This is a genomic window from Streptomyces sp. NPDC001373, assembly GCF_042895815.1.
Classification (GTDB): Bacteria; Actinomycetota; Actinomycetes; order Streptomycetales; family Streptomycetaceae; genus Streptomyces.
In genome coordinates, this window is sequence record NZ_JBIAWQ010000003.1 from 516509 (window position 1) to 535871 (window position 19363).

Annotated in this window: 22 protein-coding genes and 1 pseudogene; 16 read left to right on the forward strand and 7 right to left on the reverse strand. The window is 74.3% G+C overall.

The window, feature by feature from the left end:
• Positions 1-92: 92 nt before the first annotated feature.
• The 3 genes and pseudogenes from ACFY15_RS10685 to ACFY15_RS10695 all read left to right on the forward strand — a co-directional run.
• Positions 93-368: pseudogene (locus ACFY15_RS10685) on the forward strand (chitinase); the annotation flags it as partial.
• Between the two features lie 103 nt (positions 369-471).
• Entirely contained in the window at positions 472-987 is a 516-nt protein-coding gene (locus tag ACFY15_RS10690) for a TspO/MBR family protein (RefSeq protein WP_390691152.1), read from the forward strand.
• Positions 988-1179: 192 nt separating this feature from the next.
• Entirely contained in the window at positions 1180-1674 is a 495-nt protein-coding gene (locus ACFY15_RS10695) for a hypothetical protein (protein WP_390825357.1), read from the forward strand.
• On the opposite strand, the gene ACFY15_RS10700 is transcribed toward ACFY15_RS10695, so the two are convergent.
• Positions 1623-2600, reverse strand: coding sequence for an NAD-dependent protein deacetylase (locus tag ACFY15_RS10700; protein ID WP_390825358.1), 978 nt, complete (start codon positions 2598-2600; stop codon positions 1623-1625). The two genes, ACFY15_RS10695 and ACFY15_RS10700, sit on opposite strands and share 52 nt — an antisense overlap.
• Positions 2601-2741: 141 nt before the next feature.
• Positions 2742-3215 carry a lamin tail domain-containing protein gene (locus tag ACFY15_RS10705; protein ID WP_390825359.1) on the reverse strand — a complete coding sequence of 158 codons (474 nt, stop codon included), beginning with the start codon at positions 3213-3215 and terminating at the stop codon, positions 2742-2744.
• A gap of 405 nt (positions 3216-3620) precedes the next feature.
• Between ACFY15_RS10705 and ACFY15_RS10710 the strand changes: the two genes are divergently transcribed.
• On the forward strand, positions 3621-4283 hold the full coding sequence (locus ACFY15_RS10710) for an AAA family ATPase (protein WP_390825360.1): 663 nt from the start codon (positions 3621-3623) through the stop codon (positions 4281-4283).
• 75 nt (positions 4284-4358) lie between these two features.
• Here the strand turns inward: ACFY15_RS10710 and ACFY15_RS10715 are convergent, their stop codons facing one another.
• A complete protein-coding gene (locus ACFY15_RS10715; RefSeq protein WP_390825361.1) occupies positions 4359-5168 on the reverse strand; it encodes a peptidoglycan-binding protein in 810 nt (269 codons plus the stop codon).
• Between the two features lie 220 nt (positions 5169-5388).
• On the reverse strand, positions 5389-6237 hold the full coding sequence (locus ACFY15_RS10720; protein WP_390691146.1) for a DUF3626 domain-containing protein: 849 nt from the start codon (positions 6235-6237) through the stop codon (positions 5389-5391).
• 212 nt (positions 6238-6449) lie between these two features.
• Here ACFY15_RS10720 and ACFY15_RS10725 point away from each other — a divergent pair, with 212 nt between their 5' ends.
• The 10 genes from ACFY15_RS10725 to ACFY15_RS10770 all read left to right on the forward strand — a co-directional run bounded on the left by ACFY15_RS10725 (position 6450) and on the right by ACFY15_RS10770 (position 13820).
• A complete protein-coding gene (locus tag ACFY15_RS10725; RefSeq protein WP_390691145.1) occupies positions 6450-6737 on the forward strand; it encodes a hypothetical protein in 288 nt (95 codons plus the stop codon).
• An 8-nt stretch (positions 6738-6745) separates the two neighbouring features.
• Positions 6746-7327: a dihydrofolate reductase family protein gene (locus tag ACFY15_RS10730; RefSeq protein WP_390691144.1), complete on the forward strand. Its 582-nt coding sequence runs from the start codon at positions 6746-6748 to the stop codon at positions 7325-7327.
• Between the two features lie 90 nt (positions 7328-7417).
• A complete protein-coding gene (locus tag ACFY15_RS10735) occupies positions 7418-8101 on the forward strand; it encodes a spermidine synthase (RefSeq protein ID WP_390825362.1) in 684 nt (227 codons plus the stop codon).
• Between the two features lie 372 nt (positions 8102-8473).
• Positions 8474-8731: a hypothetical protein gene (locus tag ACFY15_RS10740; RefSeq protein ID WP_390691142.1), complete on the forward strand. Its 258-nt coding sequence runs from the start codon at positions 8474-8476 to the stop codon at positions 8729-8731.
• A gap of 36 nt (positions 8732-8767) precedes the next feature.
• Positions 8768-9655, forward strand: coding sequence for a hypothetical protein (locus ACFY15_RS10745; RefSeq protein ID WP_390691141.1), 888 nt, complete (start codon positions 8768-8770; stop codon positions 9653-9655).
• A gap of 122 nt (positions 9656-9777) precedes the next feature.
• A complete protein-coding gene (locus tag ACFY15_RS10750; protein ID WP_390691140.1) occupies positions 9778-10044 on the forward strand; it encodes a pentapeptide repeat-containing protein in 267 nt (88 codons plus the stop codon).
• Between the two features lie 523 nt (positions 10045-10567).
• Positions 10568-12118, forward strand: coding sequence for an AMP-binding protein (locus tag ACFY15_RS10755; RefSeq protein ID WP_390825363.1), 1551 nt, complete (start codon positions 10568-10570; stop codon positions 12116-12118).
• A gap of 366 nt (positions 12119-12484) precedes the next feature.
• Positions 12485-12760: a DUF6400 family protein gene (locus tag ACFY15_RS10760; RefSeq protein ID WP_390825364.1), complete on the forward strand. Its 276-nt coding sequence runs from the start codon at positions 12485-12487 to the stop codon at positions 12758-12760.
• On the forward strand, positions 12747-12971 hold the full coding sequence (locus ACFY15_RS10765) for a hypothetical protein (protein ID WP_366456723.1): 225 nt from the start codon (positions 12747-12749) through the stop codon (positions 12969-12971). The genes ACFY15_RS10760 and ACFY15_RS10765 overlap by 14 nt, the downstream gene beginning before the upstream one ends.
• A gap of 402 nt (positions 12972-13373) precedes the next feature.
• Positions 13374-13820 (forward strand): transglycosylase SLT domain-containing protein, encoded by a 447-nt coding sequence (locus ACFY15_RS10770; RefSeq protein ID WP_390825381.1) that lies wholly within the window; start codon positions 13374-13376, stop codon positions 13818-13820.
• 171 nt (positions 13821-13991) lie between these two features.
• Here the strand turns inward: ACFY15_RS10770 and ACFY15_RS10775 are convergent, their stop codons facing one another.
• The gene (locus tag ACFY15_RS10775) at positions 13992-14918 is read right to left on the reverse strand and encodes a virginiamycin B lyase (protein ID WP_390825366.1); all 927 of its coding nucleotides are present in this window, start codon (positions 14916-14918) and stop codon (positions 13992-13994) included.
• A gap of 213 nt (positions 14919-15131) precedes the next feature.
• Between ACFY15_RS10775 and ACFY15_RS10780 the strand changes: the two genes are divergently transcribed.
• Positions 15132-15833 (forward strand): TetR/AcrR family transcriptional regulator, encoded by a 702-nt coding sequence (locus ACFY15_RS10780; protein ID WP_390825367.1) that lies wholly within the window; start codon positions 15132-15134, stop codon positions 15831-15833.
• Between the two features lie 48 nt (positions 15834-15881).
• Here the strand turns inward: ACFY15_RS10780 and ACFY15_RS10785 are convergent, their stop codons facing one another.
• Complete coding sequence (locus tag ACFY15_RS10785) at positions 15882-17093, reverse strand: glycosyltransferase (RefSeq protein WP_390690884.1); 1212 nt, start codon at positions 17091-17093, stop codon at positions 15882-15884.
• Positions 17094-17184: 91 nt separating this feature from the next.
• On the opposite strand from ACFY15_RS10785, the gene ACFY15_RS10790 reads away from it, so the two are divergent.
• A complete protein-coding gene (locus tag ACFY15_RS10790; RefSeq protein ID WP_390690883.1) occupies positions 17185-18144 on the forward strand; it encodes an SDR family oxidoreductase in 960 nt (319 codons plus the stop codon).
• Here ACFY15_RS10790 and ACFY15_RS10795 read toward each other — a convergent pair.
• Positions 18135-19169: a helix-turn-helix transcriptional regulator gene (locus tag ACFY15_RS10795; protein ID WP_390690882.1), complete on the reverse strand. Its 1035-nt coding sequence runs from the start codon at positions 19167-19169 to the stop codon at positions 18135-18137. The genes ACFY15_RS10790 and ACFY15_RS10795 overlap by 10 nt on opposite strands.
• Positions 19170-19363: the final 194 nt, after the last annotated feature.

The window sequence follows — 19363 nt, forward strand, 5'->3', positions numbered from 1 at the left end:
CCACCCGTCCGGGCGCGGACGGCGCGAAGGGAGCACCCCCATGATCCGTCGGACCGTCCGCCTCCTCGCTCTCGGTCTCGCCGCCGCGCTGCGCGGGGACCGTCGCGGGCTTCACGGCGCAGACGGACTGCCTCGACCGCGGACTGGTCGTCCAGAACACCACGGTCAAGGTGCCCTACGACAAGCAGGTCCCCGGCCTTCCGGCCCAACCGGGCGCCGGCGGCGGTTACATGGGTCCGGCCCCGGTCTCCCAGGCGTGGAACTCCTGCGGCGGCCGGCTCAAGGGACGGATGACCTGGTCGCTCAACTGGGACGGGTCCCGGAACTGGACTTTCGGCGACAACGTCCGGACGCTCCAGGGACGTTGAAGCAGGGGGGCCGACGGCACGCCGCCGGACGGGGGACCGCACCGAGGGGACACGCCCACGCGCGGAGATGCCGGTACCCACCGCCCCTGGAACACTGGGAGGCATGAGGACCACCGGTGCCCGGCACGACAGGACGGACCGCGTGACGTGGCGTGCGTACGCGGCGACCACGGCGGCGGTCGCCGCGACCGCCGCCGTCGGAGCGCGGGCCGTGGACGCCGACAGCACCTGGTACCGCGCCCTCGCCAAGCCCTCCTGGCAGCCCCCGCCCGCCGTGTTCCCGTGGGTGTGGAGCCCCCTGTACGCGTCCCTCGCCTACGCGGGCGGCCGGGCGCTGAGCGGGACGCGGGGCCGCGCCCGGCGGGAGCTCGCCGTCAGCCTGGCCTCGAACCTGGCCCTGAACGCGGCATGGACCTGGACCTTCTTCCGCCTGCGCAGCCCCCGGGCCGGTGTCGTGGGGACGCTGCTGCTCGACGCGAGCAACCTCGAGCTGATCCGGCGGACGGCGCGCACCGACCCCACCGCGGCCGCCTGCCTGGTCCCCTACGCCGCCTGGTGCGCCTTCGCGACCGCCCTGAACACGGCCATCGCCCGCCGCAACCCCCCACAGGCCTGCTGACGGGCAGGCCGCGGGCGGGGGGAGCGCCCGTCGTGCCGCTGCCGACCGCCCGGCAGGTGTGCTGCGGGTGTGGCGCACGTGTTCAGGGGACCCCCGTGACGGTGACGCTCGCCCGTCCTGGTCCCGAGCCGGGGTCACGGTGCGGGATCATGAGGGGGTGCAATGCGGGCCGGACGTGGAGAGGGCGCCTTGATGGGGGTGGAGCACACGACGCAGACGGCGACCGTCGCGGGGCTGCTCGCAGCGGCTGCGGAGGGTCAGAGCGGGGCGTTGTGGCGGCTGCGGGGCGCCGACCGCCAGCTCGACGCCAACCTGGTGCGCCACCTGCCCGGCGCCGGGGGAGCGCTCTACACCGAGGACGCCGTCGACGTCATGATGGTCGTCCTCTCGGGCACCGGCATCCTCACCCTCGACGGCTCCCAGTCGCACCTCGCCCCGGGATTCCTGGGCCTGCTGCCGCGCGGTGCCACCCGGGCGCTGCTGGCCGGCCCGAAGGGCCTGGTCGTGCTGACCGTCCACCGCAGGCGCCAGGGGATGAGCATCGCGTCGGCCGCCCCCGCCGCTCCGCCCCCGCCGTGCGCCCTGCACCTGGTCTGCGCCCGGTGCCACCGGCACGCCATAGAGGTCGACGCCCGTTACTGCTCCGGCTGCGGCGCCCGGCTGGCCGGCCGCCCCGCGGGCGGCTGACCTTCCTCCGGTCGGTCCCCTCCCGGTCGGTCCGCGGCCGGCTCGTCGACCGGGACGCCGAGCCGGCCGGCCACCGTGGTGAGGGCCGTGCCGAGCGGGAGACCGACCCGGGTGACGGCGTGGCCGTCGCCCCGGGTGCGGTCACGGTTGACGATCAGCACCGGCGTTCCGGCCGAAGCCGCCTGGCGGACGAACCGGAGCCCGGACATCACCGTCAGCGAGGATCCCAGGACCAGCAGTGAGGTCGCCCCGCGGACCAGGTCCCGGCAGTGCTCCACGCGCCGCGGCGGCACGGATTCGCCGAAGAACACCACGTCGGGCTTGAGGATGCCGCCGCAGATCGCGCAGGGCACCACGCGGAAGTCTCCGACCTGGTCCTGGGTGAGGTCGGCGTCGCCGTCCGGGTTGGTGCCGGCGGGGACGGGCTCGTAGCCGGGGTTGGCCTCCTCCAGCCGCCGCGCCAGTTCACGCCGGGGGCTGACGTCCCCGCAGGAGAGGCAGACGACCCGGTCGAGGCCTCCGTGGAGCTCCACGACGTCCTCGCTGCCCGCGGCCTGGTGCAGGCCGTCGACGTTCTGGGTGATCACACCCGAGAGGAGGCCCCGGCGCCCGAACGCGGCCACCGCCCGGTGACCGGCGTTGGGGCGGGCCCGTCCGAAGGTGCGCCAGCCCAGGTGGCCGCGCGCCCAGTAGCGCTGACGGGCCCGGGCGCTGCCGCTGAAGTCCTGGTAGGTCATGGGGGTGTGCCGGCTCAGGCTCCCGTTCTCGCCGCGGTAGTCGGGGATGCCGGACTCCGTGGAGATGCCGGCCCCGCTGAGCACCAGGACACCGCCGGCGCGCAGCGCGTCGGTGACCGGCCGTAGGTCGGTGGTGGCCGGCGGCGGCTCCTCGGTAGGGGTCCAGTTCAGGGTGGGGCGCATGCGCATGCCTCCAGGGTACGAACCGGCGTCCCGGAGGGGCGGGGGCGGACGCGCGCCGCGGCGTGCCGCGGCCGGTCTGCCGTGGCACGCCGTGATCCGGCGGGTAGCGGTCCCCTTCCCGGCGTGGGTGCGGGGCCGCGGGGTGGATCAGCTGTGGTGGTGGTGTCCGCGGCGGCCCCAGGACTCGGTGTCGACGACGTTGCCGCGGTTGTCGCGCAGGGTGGCGGTGTCGCGCTCGTCCCAGATCTGGCGGCGGCGGTCCTGGTAGACGTCGCGGTGGGTGTCGCGGCCGTTGCCGGTGTGCACCCTGACGCTGGAGCGGCCGTCGAGGCGGAAGTCGTTGAAGCGGTAGCGGTTGCCCTGCTTGTCGGTGAGGGTGTAGCCCCGCAGGTTGACGCTGTGGCGGCCGGTGTTCTTGACCTCGACCCACTCGCTGTTGAGGGCGCGGTTGTCGTGTCCGCGGCCGGCGTTCTCGACGTCGCCGATGACGATGGTGGAGCGGGCTCCGCGGTGGTCGTTGCGGTGGTCGTCGGCGGCGGCCGGTACCGCCGCGGCGCCGATGAGGGCGCCGACGGCCAGGACGGCGGCGAGCGTGCGGCGGGTGGTGAGGGAAGCGGACATGCAGGTGGCTCCTTCAACGATCGGCACGGCCCGGCCGTGTGCAGGCCGGGCAGGCTCCGAACAGTCCCGGCGTCCTGCCGGGAAGCCACACTCTGGCCCCCATTCACCGCCGAACCCGCTGAAGACATGGCGTATTGCCCAATCTAGACATTTCCGTGACTGTCCCTTGTGGGGGCGGATGCGGCGGCCCCGTCGCCCCGCCGCCGGCGTTCCCACGCCGGTTCGGGAGGCGGCCGGCGCGGCGGATAGGGTCGACGGCGACAGCCGGGCCCCTGGCCGGCGGACGGACCTCGGGCCGGCCCCGGCCGGATCCGGTACGGCCCGCCACCTAGCAGGGAGTCGAAACACGATGTACGTTCCGCTGTGTCCGAAGCCGGCCCTGACGTGAAGACCGCGAAGGCTGCCGTGGACAGGGGACCTGGAGCCGTCCGCAGCATCGCCCCGCAGGGGATCGTCGACCTGCGGGGCCGTACCGATGCGGGCCTGTGCCTGACCTACCCGCGGGACGCCGTCGTCGTCATAGCCGGGCTCCCGGGCAGCGGGAAGAGCACGCTGCTGCGGGCATGGGCCGACGCGGGGACCGTTCTCGACCCGCGCGCCACGCGCTCCGACTGCGAAGCGCTCATGCCCTCCTGGCTTCCCTACGGCGTGTACCGGCCATTGGCCCGGCTGTACCACATGCGCCGGATACGCAGGGCCATGCGGGGCTCCTCCCCGCTGCTCGTCCACGACTGCGGCAGCCGGGCCTGGTTGCGCCGATGGCTCGCCCGCAGCGCCGACCGGGCGGGCCGGCAGGCGCACATGATCCTCCTCGACGTCGGGGCCCGGGAGGCCCTCTCGGGCCAGCACGCCCGCCGGCGCCTGACGTCACCCCGGGTCTTCGCCACCCACGAACGGGGCCTGGAAGACCTCCTGTCCGGCATCGGCGGGGGTGGCCCGGCGCGGTGCACGGGCTTCACCTCGGTGGTCCTCCTCGACCGCCGCCTGCGCGACACCTCGCCCCGCGCCCGGTTCACGGCCCCGCCCTCGCCGCCGAGCGGACGCCGGGGGGACGAACCCGCGGGCTGAGCGGCCGGCAGGGTCGTCCCCGTCAGGTCGTCGCCGCCGGTCCGGAGCGGGATTGCCGCCCGCGCGGGGGCCCCTTCAGCCCTCGACGCGGGGGACCTTGAGCTTGGCCCAGGAGGTGGGCCCCGGGGTCCCGTCGGCGTCGGAGCCGGTGTAGCCCAGTGCGCGCTGCCAGGCCTGGTAGGAGCGGACGTCACCGGGGCCCCAGACGTCGGCGTCGGCCGAGCTCCGGTAGCGGTCGCAGCCGACGTCGACGAGCCGGTCGTGCATCGCGGCGACGACCGGGCTGCGGCGCCCGGCGGTGAAGAACTCGCCGCCGGGGAACGGCTCGAAGGCGGAGTCGGGCGGTGTCCACCGCCAGGCGGTCACGGCGGGGCCGCCGCGCGGGTCGGCCGGGTCGGCCGTGGGCGGGCACTGCCCGTCGGGGAAGCGGGGCGCGAAGTACCCGGTGACGTAGCTGCTGCGGCGCGGGTTGGAGTGCGACCAGACGCCGTTGCCCTGGCCGCGGTCGACGGACCCGGCCTGGATGCTGTTGCCACCCTTCGTGTACACCGTGTCGGCGTCGAAGCCGGTGACGATCTCGGTGTGGGCGCCGTCGCCGAAGTCGACCCAGGCGCCGACGGAGGGGTACGCGGACCACTGGCCGCGGGCCCTGGCCCAGGAGGCGAAGGCGCTCACGTTGTCGACCTTGGGGACGATCGCGTCGAGGCCGTTGTCGTGGTACATGCACCAGTCGAAGATCACGCACCAGGGGACGCCGTTCTCGCCGAACTCCTCTCCCCAGCGCGTGTAGTTGTCCCAGCCGTCCCGGCTGTTCCAGCCCTCGTAGACCTGCTCGCGGACGGCCATGAGGTGGTCGGTGAGCTGCCGCCACTGGGGTGTGCTCATGGGGTGCCTCCAGGTGTGACGGTGTCGCGGATGGCGGTCCGGCCGTGGTGCGGTGGAAGCGGGCCCTGGGCGGCGCTTCGGGAGCGGGCCCGGCCGGGCGCGGCGACCCGTGCGGGGCGGGCCGCCCGGGCCGTCCGCGGTGAGGTGTCCGGAGCCGTCGGTTCTTCCTAGGCTCCCCGGAACCCGGGCACCCGACACCGCCCTGAGCTGGAGAAACGATTCAGCTGGATTCGGCGGGCGCCCCGAAACGCGCCAGGTAGTGCCACACCTTCTTGATCGCCTGGGGGTCGTGGCGGCCGGCCCGCACCGCGTCCCCGACGATGCGCGGATCGAGGACGCCGTCGACGGCGATCCGCGTGCCCAGGTCGACGTACTCCTGGCCCCGGTAGCCGGGATGACGGCGCAGCTCGGCGACGTCGAGGACGAACCCGGCGTGCCACTCCACGGCGCAGCCGAGCCGCAGGGCGGCGGCCTCGACGGCCGAGCCCCGGTAGCAGGGGTCCAGGACCAGTGCCTCCACATGGCGGTCCGGCCGCACGGGCCCGTGGACCTGCGCCTCGATGTAGTCGTCGAGCGCGTCCTGCCGATCGGCGAGGGCCAGCTCGACGAGCCCCATGGAGGCCGCCACGCCGAAGTCCGAGGGCTCCAGGAAGCTGTCCGGGTAGCAGAACGTGGTCCGCGCCAACGAGGCGGACGTCAGCCGGAAGTGGGCGGAGCCGAACCGCGGCGCACCGCCGGCCGGCTTGCGGCGGAAGTTCAACGCCCCGTAGACGGGCCGCTCATGGGCGGGCGCCCGGTCGTACGCCCCGTTGAAGATCCGGCTCTCCCAGCGCCACCGGTCGCCGCCGGGACGGGCGGTCAGTCCGCCGTTGCCGGTTCCCGTCACGAACTGCGAGCGGTAGAACCCGTCGTCCGCCATCGCCTCCAGGATCGGCCGGCCGTGCACGGGGCGGTCCGGGTGGAAGTTCAGGGTGACCCGCAGCGCCGGGTCCACCGCGGGGCCCGAGGCCAGTCCGGCGACATGGGCGAGCGCCCGCTCCTGCGGTGTCCGTGGGGTGTCGATGTTCATCGGCCCAGTCTTCCCCAGGCCGGCCGGCCGCCGCACGCGGATTCCCGCGCAGCGCGGGGTGCGGGCCCGTCGGGCGGCGGTGACTCGAAAGGGTGGTGTGCGGGGCCGGTGGGCGGGGCGGATCGATTCGCCACCGGACTGCCCTTCTAGGGTCGGCCATCAGAGCCCAGATCGATCGACGCCGTGCCGCAGAAGGCAGCCGGGAGGCACGCATGTCCCGCTCCGTGTCCGATTCTCCGCAGCACCGGATCTTCGCCATGCTGGACGTGGACGTGGACGTGGACGTGGACGGCGACGGCGTGGTCACGCAGGCCGAGTACCTGGGCCGGGTGGAGCGGGTGGCGTCGGCCATGGGCCGTGACCCGGACGCCGACGGTGACCACCTGCTCGACGGCGGCGCCTGCCTGGCGGGGATCCGGGCCTTCGTCACCACGGGATCCCCGCCCATGGCCGCGTCATACGGTCCCGGCCGACCCCTCCTCGACACGCGCGGCCGGTAGGAGCCCTCATGCGCCGGGTCATCTACTCCATGGGCATCTCCCTCGACGGCTACATCGCCGGTCCGGACGGCAGCTTCGGCTGGACGGCGCCGGAAGAGGAGGTCTTCCGCTTCGTCATGGAGGAGGAGCGGGAGGTGGCCGTCCACCTGCTGGGACGACGGCTGTACGAGACGATGCTGTACTGGGAGACCGCCGACCAGGACCCGTCGCTCGACGCGGCGATGCTGGAGTGGGCCGCGCTCTGGAAGCCGCTCCCCAAGGTGGTGTTCTCCACCACGCTGGAGACGGTGGAGGGCCACGCCCGCCTCGCCACCGGCGGCCTGGCGGAGGAGATCGGGCGGTTGCGGGCTGAGCCGGGGGACGGCGACATCGCGATCGGCGGCGCGACCCTCGCCGCCGAGGCGGCCGCACTGGGCCTGATCGACGAGTACCGTACGAGGGTCCACCCGGTGCTGGTCGGCGGCGGCATCCCGTTCTTCCCGCGGCACGACCGCCGGGTGGACCTCGAACTCGTCGGGACCCGCACGTTCGCCTCGGGAGTCGTCCACCTCCGCCACCGCGTGGTGCGCGAGGGGCCCACCGGGTCGTAGGCACCGGTGCCCCGGCACGGAACACCGGCGCCGGACCGTTCGTTGGGACGCCCGAGTGAGATCACGCGATCCCAGGGAGGAACCCGCTTCATGACGTTCCATACCGCCGATGTGGCAGCCCCGTTGACGCTCGACCGCCGCACCGGGCCGCAGGGCGAGGTGGTCCTGCGCCGCCGCGGCGAGACGTACGAGATCATCGTGAACGGCTGCTTCCTGATGGACACTTCCGACGGGCGCTCCGAACGGCTCCTCGTCGACGCCGCGCTCGCGCGGACGGCGGCCGCGGCCCCCGCGGTCCTGATCGGCGGTCTCGGTGTGGGGTTCTCGCTCGCCCACGCCAGTGGGCAGCCGCGTTGGTCGCGAATCGTCGTCGCCGAACGCGAGGACGCCATCATCGGCTGGCACCGCACCGGCCCGCTGGGGGAGATCACCGCGGCCGCCCTGTCCGACCCCCGGGTGACCGTCCTGCACACCGACCTCAACGAACATCTGCGCACTGCGGGGGAGCGCTACGACGCCCTCTGCCTCGACATCGACAACGGCCCCGACTGGACCGTCACCGACGACAACAGCGGCCTCTACTCGCCGAGCGGCCTCGCCGCCTGCCGTGCCCGTCTCGCTCCGGGCGGCGTGCTGGCCGTCTGGTCCGCCCAACCGTCCCCCGCGTTCGAGGAGGCCCTCGAACGCGCCGGGTTCGAGGAGGTCCGCAGCGAGGAGGTACCCGTCGCACGCGGCGTCCCGGATGTCGTGCACCTCGCTCGCAACCCCTTCTGATCCCGGACCCGCCCGGATCCCGGACGGGCGGGGGCGGACCTGACGCCTACCAGGAGGACTTGCTCACTCCCGGCAGGACCCCCGCGTGCGCCTGCTGCCGGACCCGTACCCGGCGGACGGGCGCCGGACCGTCTCCTTCGGCTCCGCCCGGCGCAGCAGCAGCGCGCGCTCGCGACCACCGTCAAGAACGTCCGGGAGATGGCCCTGCTGCCCCACGCGAGCCGCTGACCGGCCGGGAGCGCTTCCGGCGGCGGGCCCGGTGAGGTGAACCTCTCCGCCGGATGGCGGCGCGGGCGGGAGCAGCGGTGGCGGTCGGCCGGGGGGCGCCCGAGGCTCGTGCTGGGGGCGACCGCGAGGGAAGGGCAGCAACCGATGCCGCGAGCCGAGGAGGAGGGCCTCACCGCGCCGCCGGGCGGTGCGGTCGCCCGGCGCCGGAGCAGGGCCGGCCGCCTGAAGCCGGTGGTCATGCGGACCAACCTGCTTCCCGCGTTCCTGGTGCTCACGGTCATGATGGTCGCCCTGTGGCTGACGGGCATGCCGTTCCTCCAGGCCCTGACGATCTCCACGGGAGTGAAGATCGCGGCGGCCCTGCTGGTGTTCCGGCGGCGGCCGGAACGCACCGGGAGCTGACGAAGGCTGACGTACGCGTGTTCTAGGGTCGGCGCCATGAGTACGCGAAACCAGACCCTTGAGACGCTCCTGTCGCAGATCGCCCGTCAGGAGCGTGTGTGGCAGGCCGAGAAGGACCTGAAGGCCCTCGGATCCGAAGGGGTCGGCGGGCTGCTGGAGATACGGCGGAACGGGCCGGGCGCACTGCGCCGCCACGCGCTGCACGCACTTGCGATGATCGGAGCCGGGGACGAGCTGAGCGATCGGGACCGGCGGGCGCTGGAGCGCCTCGTCCGGATCAAGCTGCCGGACGACCGGCCGCTCGACCACCACTGCCCGTTCCAGTGGATCGCGGTCCCGGCCGCCGCGTACGAGGGCGTCTTCGAAGCCCTGGGACTGTACGACCGCATCCCCGCGACCATGGCCATGGGCATGTCGGCCATGCTGCACGACACGGCCGTGACGGCCGGCCCCGGCGGCGAGGAGACGACCGTCCACCGGGCTTTCGTCACGCCCGAGTTCGCCGGGTGGCGGTTGGTGTTCGGCGGCCCGGTGTACCGCTGTGCCGAGGAGGAGGTGCTGGCGCGCGTCAGCGCGCACTGCGGGCAGGCCCACTTCTACTTCCGCGACGCCTACGACGACGACCACGGCTGGGCGATCGCCGAGCAGGGCCGGGTGGTCCGCTCCTACCAGACCTACCGCGAGCCGGCGTGGACGGGCGAGCCGATGTCCTGGGAGACCCCTCAGACGGAGGACGAGTGCGGGGAGCCCGGGATGTACGAGCCGAACGCCTCGTGCGAGACGTCCGCCAACGGCGTGGCGGAGACGCTGACCGTCGACCCCGAGCAGATCGACGAGGACACCCCCATGACCGGACACGGCTGGCTGGCGGTGACCGCGCCCGGTGTCGGCAACGGGCCGTTCCCCGGCGCCCTGGAGATCTGAGCCTTGCCCGGCGCGCGGCCATCCAGGGGCGACACGTCCGCATTCATCAGATCTGCATCGGAATCTCCAGGGATCAAGTGTTATTGATCTGTTTCGAACGTACCGCACATGGGAGGTATGCAATGCGTACACGTCTTCTCCGTCTCACCGTCGTGCTGGGTGCCGCCGCGGCGCTCGGTCTGGGCGGAGCCGCGGCGGCGAGCGCCGACGGTATCGGCAACTCGGGCATCGGGAACTCCGGCGTGGGCAACGCGGGCATCGCGAACACCGGCGTCGGCAACGCGGGCATCGCCAACCTGGGCCTGGGCAACGCGGGCATCGCGAACTCCGGCATCGGCAGCGCGGGTATCGGGAACTCCGGTGTCGGCAGCGCGGGTATCGGCAACTAGCGGCCCGGGGAACTCCGTGCACTGAGCCGGTCCTCCTGCGGCCGGGGCGTCATCGGGCGGTGGTCCGCCGATGACTCCCGCCGGCCGGGGGGCCGGCTCGACGCATGAGGTCCGGGGGCGACCTGTCGGACCGCGGTCCCGCCCGCGCCGCGGGTCGGCCGGCCCCGCTCGTCGGGCACCGCGGCCTCCGCCGCCAGGTCGTCCTCGGGCAGGACCGGGGGTGGGTGTGGCCCACCCCGGCCCGCCGGGCCCGGGTGAAGGCGGATGAGTGTCTCGTGGGCGACCCCGGTCCGGCAGACGGCGGGCCGGCCGGCGAGTTCGGCGCCGGAGAGCCGGTGGATCGGCACGGGGCGAATGGAGGACCTCAAGCGCTCGTGAGGCCGAGCACGTGATCTTCCTGAATCCGGCGGCGCGGAGCGGGGGCGCGGGATGCGGTGGCCGGATGTCGGCGTCCGGCTTGGGCTTGTGGATCATCGGCCGTTAACCTCCCTCTAGTTGCTCAAGTCAACCAATGAGGAGCGTCATGGACGAGACCACCGCACCACTCCCCCCCTTCTCCAGTCATGTGGAAGAGATCCTGGACGCCCTCGGGAAGGAACCCGGCCGTGAGGCCCTGGTGCACGGGGACCGGCGCGTGAGCGCCGGCGAATTACGCGGTCTCGTCCACAGCATGGCCCGCGCGCTGCGGTCCCAGGGGCTGGGTCGCGGGCAGACGGTCACCCTCCTGGCCGGCAACCTTCCCGAGACGATAGCGGCCCGCTACGCCGCAGGGCTGCTCGGCTGCGCCGTGAACCACCTCTACGCGGGCCTTGCGGCCGATGTGCACGCCGACATCCTGCGGGACGTCGAGACCCGGGCGCTGCTGGTCGACCCCGCCTACCGCGACCGCGCCGCCGACCTGGCCCGGCGGGTGCCGCTGGAACGGGTGCTGGTCCTCGGCGGGGGCACCGGCGCGGAACCGGACCTGGTGGAGCTCGCCGCCGAGGAGTCCGCCGAGCCACTGCCGGGTGCGGCGCGGCCCCAGGACGTCTGCACCATCCGCCACACCGGCGGGACCACCGGCCATCCGAAGGCCATCTGCACGACCTACGGGCAGTGGGTGTCGATCGGCCCGGACTGGCCCGAGGACGGGCAGGTCAGGACCCTGGTGTGCACCACCCTCGCGCACGCGGCCGGCTTCCTGGCGGACAGCACGCTGCACCGCGGCGGAACCGTCGTCCTGCTCGACGCGTTCGACCCCGGGGCCGTGCTCGCCGCCATCGAGGCCGAGCGCATCTCGCACCTGTTCCTGCTGCCCCCGCTCCTCTACCAGCTGATGGACCACCCCGGGGCGGACCGCACCGACACCTCCAGCCTCCGCTCGCTCACCTACGGGGGCTGCGCCTCCTCCCCGGCCCGCCTCGCGGCGGCGGTCCGCCGCTTCGGCCCCGTGCTGAACCAGTTCTACGGGCAGAACGAGGCGGGCGGCATCAGCATGCTCTCCCCCCAGGACCACGATCCGCAGCGCCCGGAGCTGCTGCGCACCGCCGGGAAGGCCATGGACGGGGTCGAGATCGCCGTGGTCGACGCCGCCGGCCGGCACCTGCCCGCCGGCGAGCACGGCGAGATCTGCGTCCGCTCGCCCCACGTGATGAAGGGCTACTGGAAGCAGCCCGAGCTCACCGCGGAGGTACTGCGGGACGGCTGGCTGCACACCGGTGACATCGGGTACCTCGACGCGGACGGCTACCTCACGATCGTGGACCGGCTGAAGGACATGATCGTGGTGGTGGGAGGCCACGTGTACACGGTGGAACTGGAGGACGTGCTGAACTCCCATCCCCGGGTCGCGCAGAGCGCCGTCCTCGGAGTCCCCGACGCGAACCTCATGGAGCGGGTCCACGCGGTCGTCGTGCGGACACCGGGCGGCGAGGTCGGCGAGGAGGAGCTGCGCGCCCTGGTGCGGGAGGCGAAGGGCGCCATGTACGAACCCGCGAGCATCGCCTTCGTCGACGCCCTGCCCCTGACCGACGCGGGCAAGCCGGACAAGAAACTGCTCCGCAGCCGGGCCCTCGCAGGGGCCGCGCCGGCCTGACCCCCGCTGCCCGGCCCGCTCCGGTGTCCCGGGGAGTCCAGCGCCCGTCGTTCGGGCCGGGTCGGGCCGGGGTCGGCGCGCGGCCGGCCGCCTCCAGGGCCTCGGCGGTCGCGGTGACCGCTGCGGCCACGGTCCGTACGGCCTCCGCGCGGGCCCGCTCGTTGCGGACCGACGCGAGGACGCGCTGCCACCGGGCGTCGCCTCGCCCAGGGTCATGGTCCGAGGATGCCCGCGAGCTCCGTCCCGAAGTGCCGGCCCCGGACACCGGCCGATCTTGGTTTGTCCCGAATGCCCCAGGGGCGCCGGAATGTGACTCGGCCCACGCCCCCTTGACCCGGGAACAAAGGGTTACCTAAGTTCTGCCTCATGTCCACCTCTCACTCCACGCCCGCCACCGGCCCGGGCGACGCAGCAGAGCAGGTCGACTTCGCCGTCGACCTCACCTCCCAGGAGATACTCCGGCGCGCCCAGGTGATGGCCGCGCTCGGCCCCGACTGGGACCCGGTCGAGGTCCTGAGGGGGGAGGGGGAGGCCTACGACCTGCTCTACTCCGGTCTCGACGCGGAGCAGCAGCGCATGTACGACGACCTGGTGGCGGCCGGTGTCCTGCCCGTGCGCGGGGGCGGCCATGCTGCCTCTTGACCCCCAGGCCGAGATCGGACGCCGGGCCTGGGTGCCCTGCCCCCGGTGCGACGACACGCGGGGCTGCGAGCCGTGCGGCGAGCGCCGGACCTGCTCCCGGCACTGGCGCTACCTGCTCTCCAACAAGGGCAGCCTCCTCCACCTCCAGTGCCCCGGCTGCACCCACGTCTGGACGCACGAGAGCGGCTTCGGCGCGACCCGCTCCCTGTAGAAGGGGAGCGGGCCGGCTCGGGAAGCCGCGTTCGACGCACCCGTTTCCTTCGTCCAGGCGGGCGGAAGTGGCCCGGGTCACGCACCCGAGAGGCTCCGGGCGGACACGGAAGGTGAGGTCCGGCCCCCCTGCCGGTGAGGCGGCCCACAGGACCCACGTCACATCCGGCCCCGCCTAGTAGCCCCCGCACCCGCCCCTCGCACCGGTCCCGACCTGCACCGGCCCGCGCCGCCGCGGGTGATCGGCGCGGCGTGGCCTCCGAGGCCGGCTAGTAGGAGGGGGGCGTTGCCAGCCGGCCGGCGGCCTGGCTAACTGGTGTTGTCGCCGAGGCGGCCGGGGCCCACAGCCCCCCGCCGGGACGATCCCCTCTCCTTTGCGTGAGTGGTTCACGCATGCTCCGGCATGCGCCGCGGCCGCCCTTGTCCCCTTCGGAAGGTTTCCTCCGTGTCCAACGCCGTCATCCGCCGCATCGCCGCTTCGAAGAAGACCCTCGCCGGTACCGTCCTCGCCCTGGGTGTCGCGGGCTCGATGCTCGCCACCGTTCCCGCGCAGGCCGCCCCGACGAGCGCCAAGGCGATCGCGCAGCAGATGATCAAGGACCCGGCGCAGTTCGCGGCCTTCGACAAGATCGTCACCCACGAGAGCGGCTGGGACTACACCGCGACCAACTCCGCCTCCGGCGCCTACGGCCTGGTCCAGGCCCTGCCGGCGTCGAAGATGTCGACCGCGGGCTCGGACTGGAAGACCAACCCGGCCACCCAGATCAAGTGGGGCCTGGACTACATGAACGAGCGCTACGGCAGCCCGGTCGGCGCCTGGAACTTCTGGCAGGCCAACCACTGGTACTAAGCCACCAGCAGCACAGCAGTTCAGCACCACGGCAGACGCATCGGAACGCCCGACGGGAACCTCCCGGCCGGGCGTCCTCGCGTTTTCGGCGCGTGCGATCGAGTGTCGACGCGGTGCGCGATCGCACGCGGTACGCGCATGACGAACGGAATTCGGTCGCATCCGCGGGGCTCAGCCGTGCGTGGCCGCGCTGACGTCCCAGCGGGTGACGTCGCCCGTCTCCTGGGCGACGTACAGGGTGCCGTCGGGGCCGAAGGCGAGGCCATGGGGTTCGCACGCGGGGTCCGGCAGGGGGACCTCGGTGAGCCGGCCGTCGGCGGTGATGCGGCCGATCCTGCCGGTGGCCCATTGCGTGAACCAGCAGGCGCCGTCCGGTGCCACCGCCACCGCGTGGGGCCGGCACCGGGCGTCCGGCAGCGGGTGCTCCGTGAACCCCGGCCGGTCCGGGTCCAGGCGACCGATCCGGCCGCCTCCGATCTCGGCGAACCACAGGGCGCCGTCCGGCCCTGCCGCCAGGCCGACCGGTGCGGCACCGGCGGTGGGCAGCCGGAACAGCCTGGATTCGCCGGTCACGGTGATCCGGGCCAGGGCGTGCTCCTGGTTGAGGGTGCACCACAGCGCTCCGTCGGGGGCGGTGGCGAGGAAGGAAGGGAAGGAGCCGGAGCCGCCGACGGGGAGCGGGTGCTCGGTGATCTCGCCGTCCAGGGTGATGCGGCCGACGGACCCGGCGTTCAGCAGCGTGAACCAGAGGGCTCCGTCGGGCCCGGCGGTGATCCCGTACGGTCCGGGGCCGGAGCCCGGCAGGGCATAGGAGCGGGCCCTGCCGTCGGTGGTGATGCGGCCGATCCGGTGGTCCCGGTGGCGGGTGAACCACAGGGCGCCGTCCGGCCCGGCGGTGATCAGGGTCGGGCCGCAGTCGGGCGAGTCCAGCGGGAACTCGTCGATCCGGCCGTCCGGGGCGAGGCGGGCGATGCGTCCGGCGTGCACCAGGGTGCACCAGACGTTGCCGTCGGGGCCGACGGCCAGGGCGTACGGGCCGGCGCCGCCGGTGGGAAGGGTGTAGGTGTGGATCAGGCGGGCGGAGCTGACGGAGGGCATGCGTAGACCTTTGCGGGGAGGGGGAGCGAGGAGTTCGGCGGAGGGGTTCGCGGGGAGAGGTTCACGCGGAAGGGTTCACGCGGAGCGGTTCACTCGGAGGGGGTTCACGCCGGCGCGCCGCCGGTCGGGTCGGGGGCGCGGAGGACGATCCTGTCGCCCTGCGGGGACTCCTTATTGCGACGGATGTTGCGTTAAGATCGTTCCATGGATGCCATGGCGCACGCAAGCGAAGAATTCGGCCACGGGGACGATCGGCCTCCGGTCGATCGGGATCCGGCCGATCAGGATCCGGCGCCGCCGCGGCGCCGGACCGGCGGCCGCAGCGCCCGGGTCCGCGCACAGGTCCTGGCGGCGACGGGCGATCTGCTGGTGGAGGGCGGGTACGACGGGCTGGCCGTCGACGCGGTCGCGGAACGCGCGGGCGTGCACCGCACCACGGTCTACCGGCGCTGGCGCGACGTCGGCGGTCTGCTGGCGGACCTGCTCGACGCCGCGTCGGACGACGCGTGGAGCCCGCCCGACACCGGATCGCTGGAGGGGGACCTCGCCGCACTCAACCGCGAGGTCTACGAGGCCCTGGCCGGTGATGGAACCGGCCTGACCACGGCGCTGATCGCCGCGGGCTTCCGCTCGGCCGAGGCGGTCGGCGCCCTGTCCCGCTTCTGGGAGGACCGCTACGCCCGCTGCGCCGAGGTCGTCACCCGCGCCACCGCGCGGGGTGAACTTCCAGGCCCGGTGGACACCCGCGCACTCCTGGTCGCGGCGACGGCGCCGCTCTACCACGAGCTGCTGCTCCTGCGGGCCGCCCCGGACCCGGCCCTCCCCGGCCGAGCCGCGGCGGGCGCCGCGGCGGCGGGGCGGGCGGGCGTCTTCGGTGTGCCCGCCCCGCCGACGGCGGTCACTCCGCCCCGCTGAGCCCCACGGCTCCCGGGAAACGGGTCCCTGTCTTCCAGGCTGCGGAGGTCAGCCGGGGAAGGCCGAGCCGATACGGGCCAGCAGCGGGGCGGCGCCGTCCTCCGCGGCGATCCCGCGCGCGAGTGCGGACGCGCGGCGGCGGTGGGCCGGTTCGGACAGGCAGTCCGTGATCGCGGCCCCGAGGGCTGCGGCGGTCAGCTCCTGGAAGGGCAGCGCGCGGGGGGCGACCCCCAGCTCGACCAGCCGCGACGCCCAGAACGCCTGGTCGGCCATGACCGGGACGGGCACGGCGGGCACGCCCGCCCGCAGCCCGGACCCGGTGGTGCCCGCCCCGGCGTGGTGGACGACGGCGGCCGTCCGCGGGAACAACCAGTCGTGCGGGACGTCGCCGATGGCCAGGACGTCGGCACCGCGCCCGTCCAGCCCGGCCCACCCGGCCTGCACCACCGCCCGTACCCCGGCCCGCCGGACCGCCGCGGCCACCAGCTCGCCGAGCCGTTCCCCCTGCCCCACCGCCATGCTGCCGAACCCGATGAACACCGGGGGCGGGCCTGCCCGGAGGAAGGCGGCCAGGCCGGCCGGGGGCTGCCAGCCCTCCGGTCGGGCCGGCCACCAGTAGCCCGCCACCTCGGCCCAGGACGGCCAGTCCGTGGGTCGCGGCACCACCAGCGGGCTGAATCCGTGGAAGACCGGCCGGACCTCCGGCCGGGTCGTGGACGCCTCGGCGGGCAGTCCGAGGAGGGACCGCAGCCGGGTGTCGGCACCCGAGAAGACGGCTGCCGCACGCCTCACCACCTCCCGGCCCGCGGCGAGGTTTGCCTCCGGCCCGGTCCCGGTACTGCGCGCAGGGGGAAGGGCGAACCGGCCGGTGGGGTGGGCCGGTACGAGGTAGGTGCCGATCACCGGGACGCCGAGCGCCTCCCCGGCCGTCCGGGCGAGGGGGGCCGGACCGGAGGCCGTGAGCAGCAGGTCGGCCCCGCCGGCCGCCACCCCGGCCACCCCGTCGGCGATGCCGTCCGCGTACGCCCTCGTCAGCGCCCGGACCTCGTCCCGCGACGCCGCCCGGGCCCAGTCCCGGATCAGCCCCTGCGGGTCTCCCGGTACCGGCAGGAAGCCGAGACCGCACCCGCCGACGAGCTCGGCGAACGACGGATGGGCGGCCACCGCGACCTCGTGCCCCGCCTCCAGCAACCGCCGCCCCAGCCCGGTGTAGGGCGCGACGTCCCCGCGTGAACCGGCCGTGATGATCACCATGCGCATGGGGCGATTCTCCCGGGCCGCACGCGGAGTCGCGCGAAAGCCGCGGGAAAAGGTGCCGTGAACTGTCACCTTTGGCGGGCACGGTGATGACATGAACCAGGACACCGACACCCAGCACCCCGACCGGCACCGCCCGCTCGCCGGCCGGATCGCCCTCGTCGCCGGGGCCACCCGCGGCGCCGGACGCGCTCTCGCCGTCGAACTCGGCCGGGCCGGCGCCACGGTCTACGTCACCGGACGCACCACCCGCGAGCACGTCAGCGAGGTCGGCCGGACCACGGAGACCATCGAGGAGACCGCCGAGCTGGTCACGGCCGCCGGAGGCACCGGCACCGCCGTGCCCACCGACCACCTGGACGAGGACCGGGTACGGGCCCTCGTCGACCGGATCGACCGCGATCACGCACGGCTCGACATCCTCGTCAACGACCTCTGGGGCGGCGAGCACCTCACCGTCAACTCCATCTTCGGCAGGAAGAGCTGGGAGACCCCCCTCGCCGACGGACTGCGCGTCCTGGAACTCGGGGTGCGCTCGCACGTGATCACCGCCGCGCTCGCCCTCCCGCTCCTGGTCCGCTCGGACGCTCCGCTGCACGTGGAGGTCACCGACGGCACGGCACGCTCCAACCGCCGCTACCGCGAGAACCTCTACTACGACCTCGCGAAGAACGCCCCGATCCGGATCGCCTTCGGTCTGGGCCGGGAACTGGAGGAGTACGGGGGCACGGCGATCGCCGTCACCCCGGGCTTCCTGCGCTCGGAGCAGATGCTCGGCCACTTCGGCGTGATGGAGGACAACTGGCGCGACGCCATCGCCCAGGAGCCGAGCTTCGCCATCGCCGAGTCGCCGCACTACCTCGCCCGCGCGGTCGCCGCCCTCGCCGCCGACCCGGACCGGGCCGCCCGCTGGAACGGCAAGTCCGCCTCCAGCGGCGAGCTCGCCAAGGTCTACGGGGTACGGGACGTGGACGGCAGCCGGCCGGACGCCTGGGCGTACTTCGAGGACGTCGTGTACGGCGGCAAGGACGGCACGCCCGACGACTACCGCTGACCCTCCGGCTCCGCGCCGTACAGGGCGGCGAGGGCCTGCGCGTTCTCGCGGAAGCGGGCGCGCAGGCCCGGAGGTCCCAGCACCTCCACGTCCGCGCCCAGCCCGGCCAGCTGGGCGAAGGCGACCTCCTCCGACTCCACCGGCAGGTCGAGCGTGACGCGCCCGGCCGCGTCCGGGGCGGTCGCGGACGCCAGCGCCCCGTCCACGCCCGCCGGATCCGCCACGGCGGGCAGGCGCCGCAGACCCGCCTCCGTCAGACGTACCGTGGCGGTCGCGCGCAGCAGCGCCCGGGCGAACCCGGCGGCGTGCTCCTGCCAGTACGCGGCCAGGTCGAAGGACGGGTCGCGGACGAACGGTCCGGCGGCGCCGGGAGCCGGGGACAGAGCCGTGACCCGGTCGACGCGGTAGGTACGCCAGGCGCCGGCCCGGCCCGGCCGCGCCTGCGGGACGCGGCCCACGACGTACCACACCCCCGCCTTGAGGACGAGCCCGTACGGCTCCACCAGCCTGCTCACCCCGCGAGGCGCCGCGCCGTCCCGGCCGGGCCGCGCGTACTCCAGCTCGACCGTGCGGTCGGCCCACACGGCGCGGGCCAGCTCCGGCAGCAGCTCCGGCGCCGACGGCTCGCGGAACCAGGCCGGGGCGTCGAGGTGGAACCGGCGCACCGACGACTCGGCCGCCGCCCGCAGCGAGGGGAGCAGGGTGGCCGACAGCTTCAGCCGGGCCGTGTCCGCCGGTCCCGACAGCCCGAGGTCGCGCAGAGCCCCGGGCAGACCGGAGAGGTAGAGCGTCTCCGCCTCGCTGGGATGGAGGGAGGTCAGCCGTGTCCGGTGGCCGGGCGCCAGCCGGTAGCCGCCCGTGCGTCCGCGCTCGGACCGGACGGGTACCCCCGCCTCCTGGAGCGCCTGGGCGTCGCGGATCACGGTGCGCTCGGAGACGCCCAACTCCCGGGCGAGGGCGGCGGCGGTCAGGCCGGGGCTCGACTGGACGAGGAGGGCCATGCGGATCAGGCGGGCGGCGCGCATGCCTCAAGGATCGGGCATCCGCCGCCTCCCCGGCCTGCCGCACCCGGCCGCCACCCTGCCGCGGCCTCCCTCCCCGTGACGGTTCGCCACCCGCGGGTCCCGCCATCCGGAGTCCGGCCCGGTACGGGGTCCTCGTAGGGGTCGGACCGCGGCCGGCGGCGGGCGGACGGGTACCGCGAGACGGTGCGGCGGGC

What these genes read in the sequence shown, in the direction of transcription:
- ACFY15_RS10760 (WP_390825364.1), top strand. Translation starts at nt 12,485, where the DNA reads ATGTCCACCTCTCACTCCACGCCCGCCACCGGCCCGGGCGACGCAGCA.
- ACFY15_RS10720 (WP_390691146.1), bottom strand. Translation starts at nt 6,237, where the DNA reads ATGAACATCGACACCCCACGGACACCGCAGGAGCGGGCGCTCGCCCAT.
- ACFY15_RS10725 (WP_390691145.1), top strand. Translation starts at nt 6,450, where the DNA reads ATGTCCCGCTCCGTGTCCGATTCTCCGCAGCACCGGATCTTCGCCATG.
- ACFY15_RS10740 (WP_390691142.1), top strand. Translation starts at nt 8,474, where the DNA reads ATGCCGCGAGCCGAGGAGGAGGGCCTCACCGCGCCGCCGGGCGGTGCG.
- ACFY15_RS10695 (WP_390825357.1), top strand. Translation starts at nt 1,180, where the DNA reads ATGGGGGTGGAGCACACGACGCAGACGGCGACCGTCGCGGGGCTGCTC.
- ACFY15_RS10785 (WP_390690884.1), bottom strand. Translation starts at nt 17,093, where the DNA reads ATGCGCATGGTGATCATCACGGCCGGTTCACGCGGGGACGTCGCGCCC.
- ACFY15_RS10795 (WP_390690882.1), bottom strand. Translation starts at nt 19,169, where the DNA reads ATGCGCGCCGCCCGCCTGATCCGCATGGCCCTCCTCGTCCAGTCGAGC.
- ACFY15_RS10735 (WP_390825362.1), top strand. Translation starts at nt 7,418, where the DNA reads ATGACGTTCCATACCGCCGATGTGGCAGCCCCGTTGACGCTCGACCGC.
- ACFY15_RS10765 (WP_366456723.1), top strand. Translation starts at nt 12,747, where the DNA reads ATGCTGCCTCTTGACCCCCAGGCCGAGATCGGACGCCGGGCCTGGGTG.
- ACFY15_RS10730 (WP_390691144.1), top strand. Translation starts at nt 6,746, where the DNA reads ATGCGCCGGGTCATCTACTCCATGGGCATCTCCCTCGACGGCTACATC.
- ACFY15_RS10750 (WP_390691140.1), top strand. Translation starts at nt 9,778, where the DNA reads ATGCGTACACGTCTTCTCCGTCTCACCGTCGTGCTGGGTGCCGCCGCG.
- ACFY15_RS10690 (WP_390691152.1), top strand. Translation starts at nt 472, where the DNA reads ATGAGGACCACCGGTGCCCGGCACGACAGGACGGACCGCGTGACGTGG.
- ACFY15_RS10775 (WP_390825366.1), bottom strand. Translation starts at nt 14,918, where the DNA reads ATGCCCTCCGTCAGCTCCGCCCGCCTGATCCACACCTACACCCTTCCC.
- ACFY15_RS10790 (WP_390690883.1), top strand. Translation starts at nt 17,185, where the DNA reads ATGAACCAGGACACCGACACCCAGCACCCCGACCGGCACCGCCCGCTC.
- ACFY15_RS10780 (WP_390825367.1), top strand. Translation starts at nt 15,132, where the DNA reads ATGGCGCACGCAAGCGAAGAATTCGGCCACGGGGACGATCGGCCTCCG.
- ACFY15_RS10715 (WP_390825361.1), bottom strand. Translation starts at nt 5,168, where the DNA reads ATGAGCACACCCCAGTGGCGGCAGCTCACCGACCACCTCATGGCCGTC.
- ACFY15_RS10700 (WP_390825358.1), bottom strand. Translation starts at nt 2,600, where the DNA reads ATGCGCATGCGCCCCACCCTGAACTGGACCCCTACCGAGGAGCCGCCG.
- ACFY15_RS10705 (WP_390825359.1), bottom strand. Translation starts at nt 3,215, where the DNA reads ATGTCCGCTTCCCTCACCACCCGCCGCACGCTCGCCGCCGTCCTGGCC.
- ACFY15_RS10755 (WP_390825363.1), top strand. Translation starts at nt 10,568, where the DNA reads ATGGACGAGACCACCGCACCACTCCCCCCCTTCTCCAGTCATGTGGAA.
- ACFY15_RS10770 (WP_390825381.1), top strand. Translation starts at nt 13,374, where the DNA reads ATGCGCCGCGGCCGCCCTTGTCCCCTTCGGAAGGTTTCCTCCGTGTCC.
- ACFY15_RS10745 (WP_390691141.1), top strand. Translation starts at nt 8,768, where the DNA reads ATGAGTACGCGAAACCAGACCCTTGAGACGCTCCTGTCGCAGATCGCC.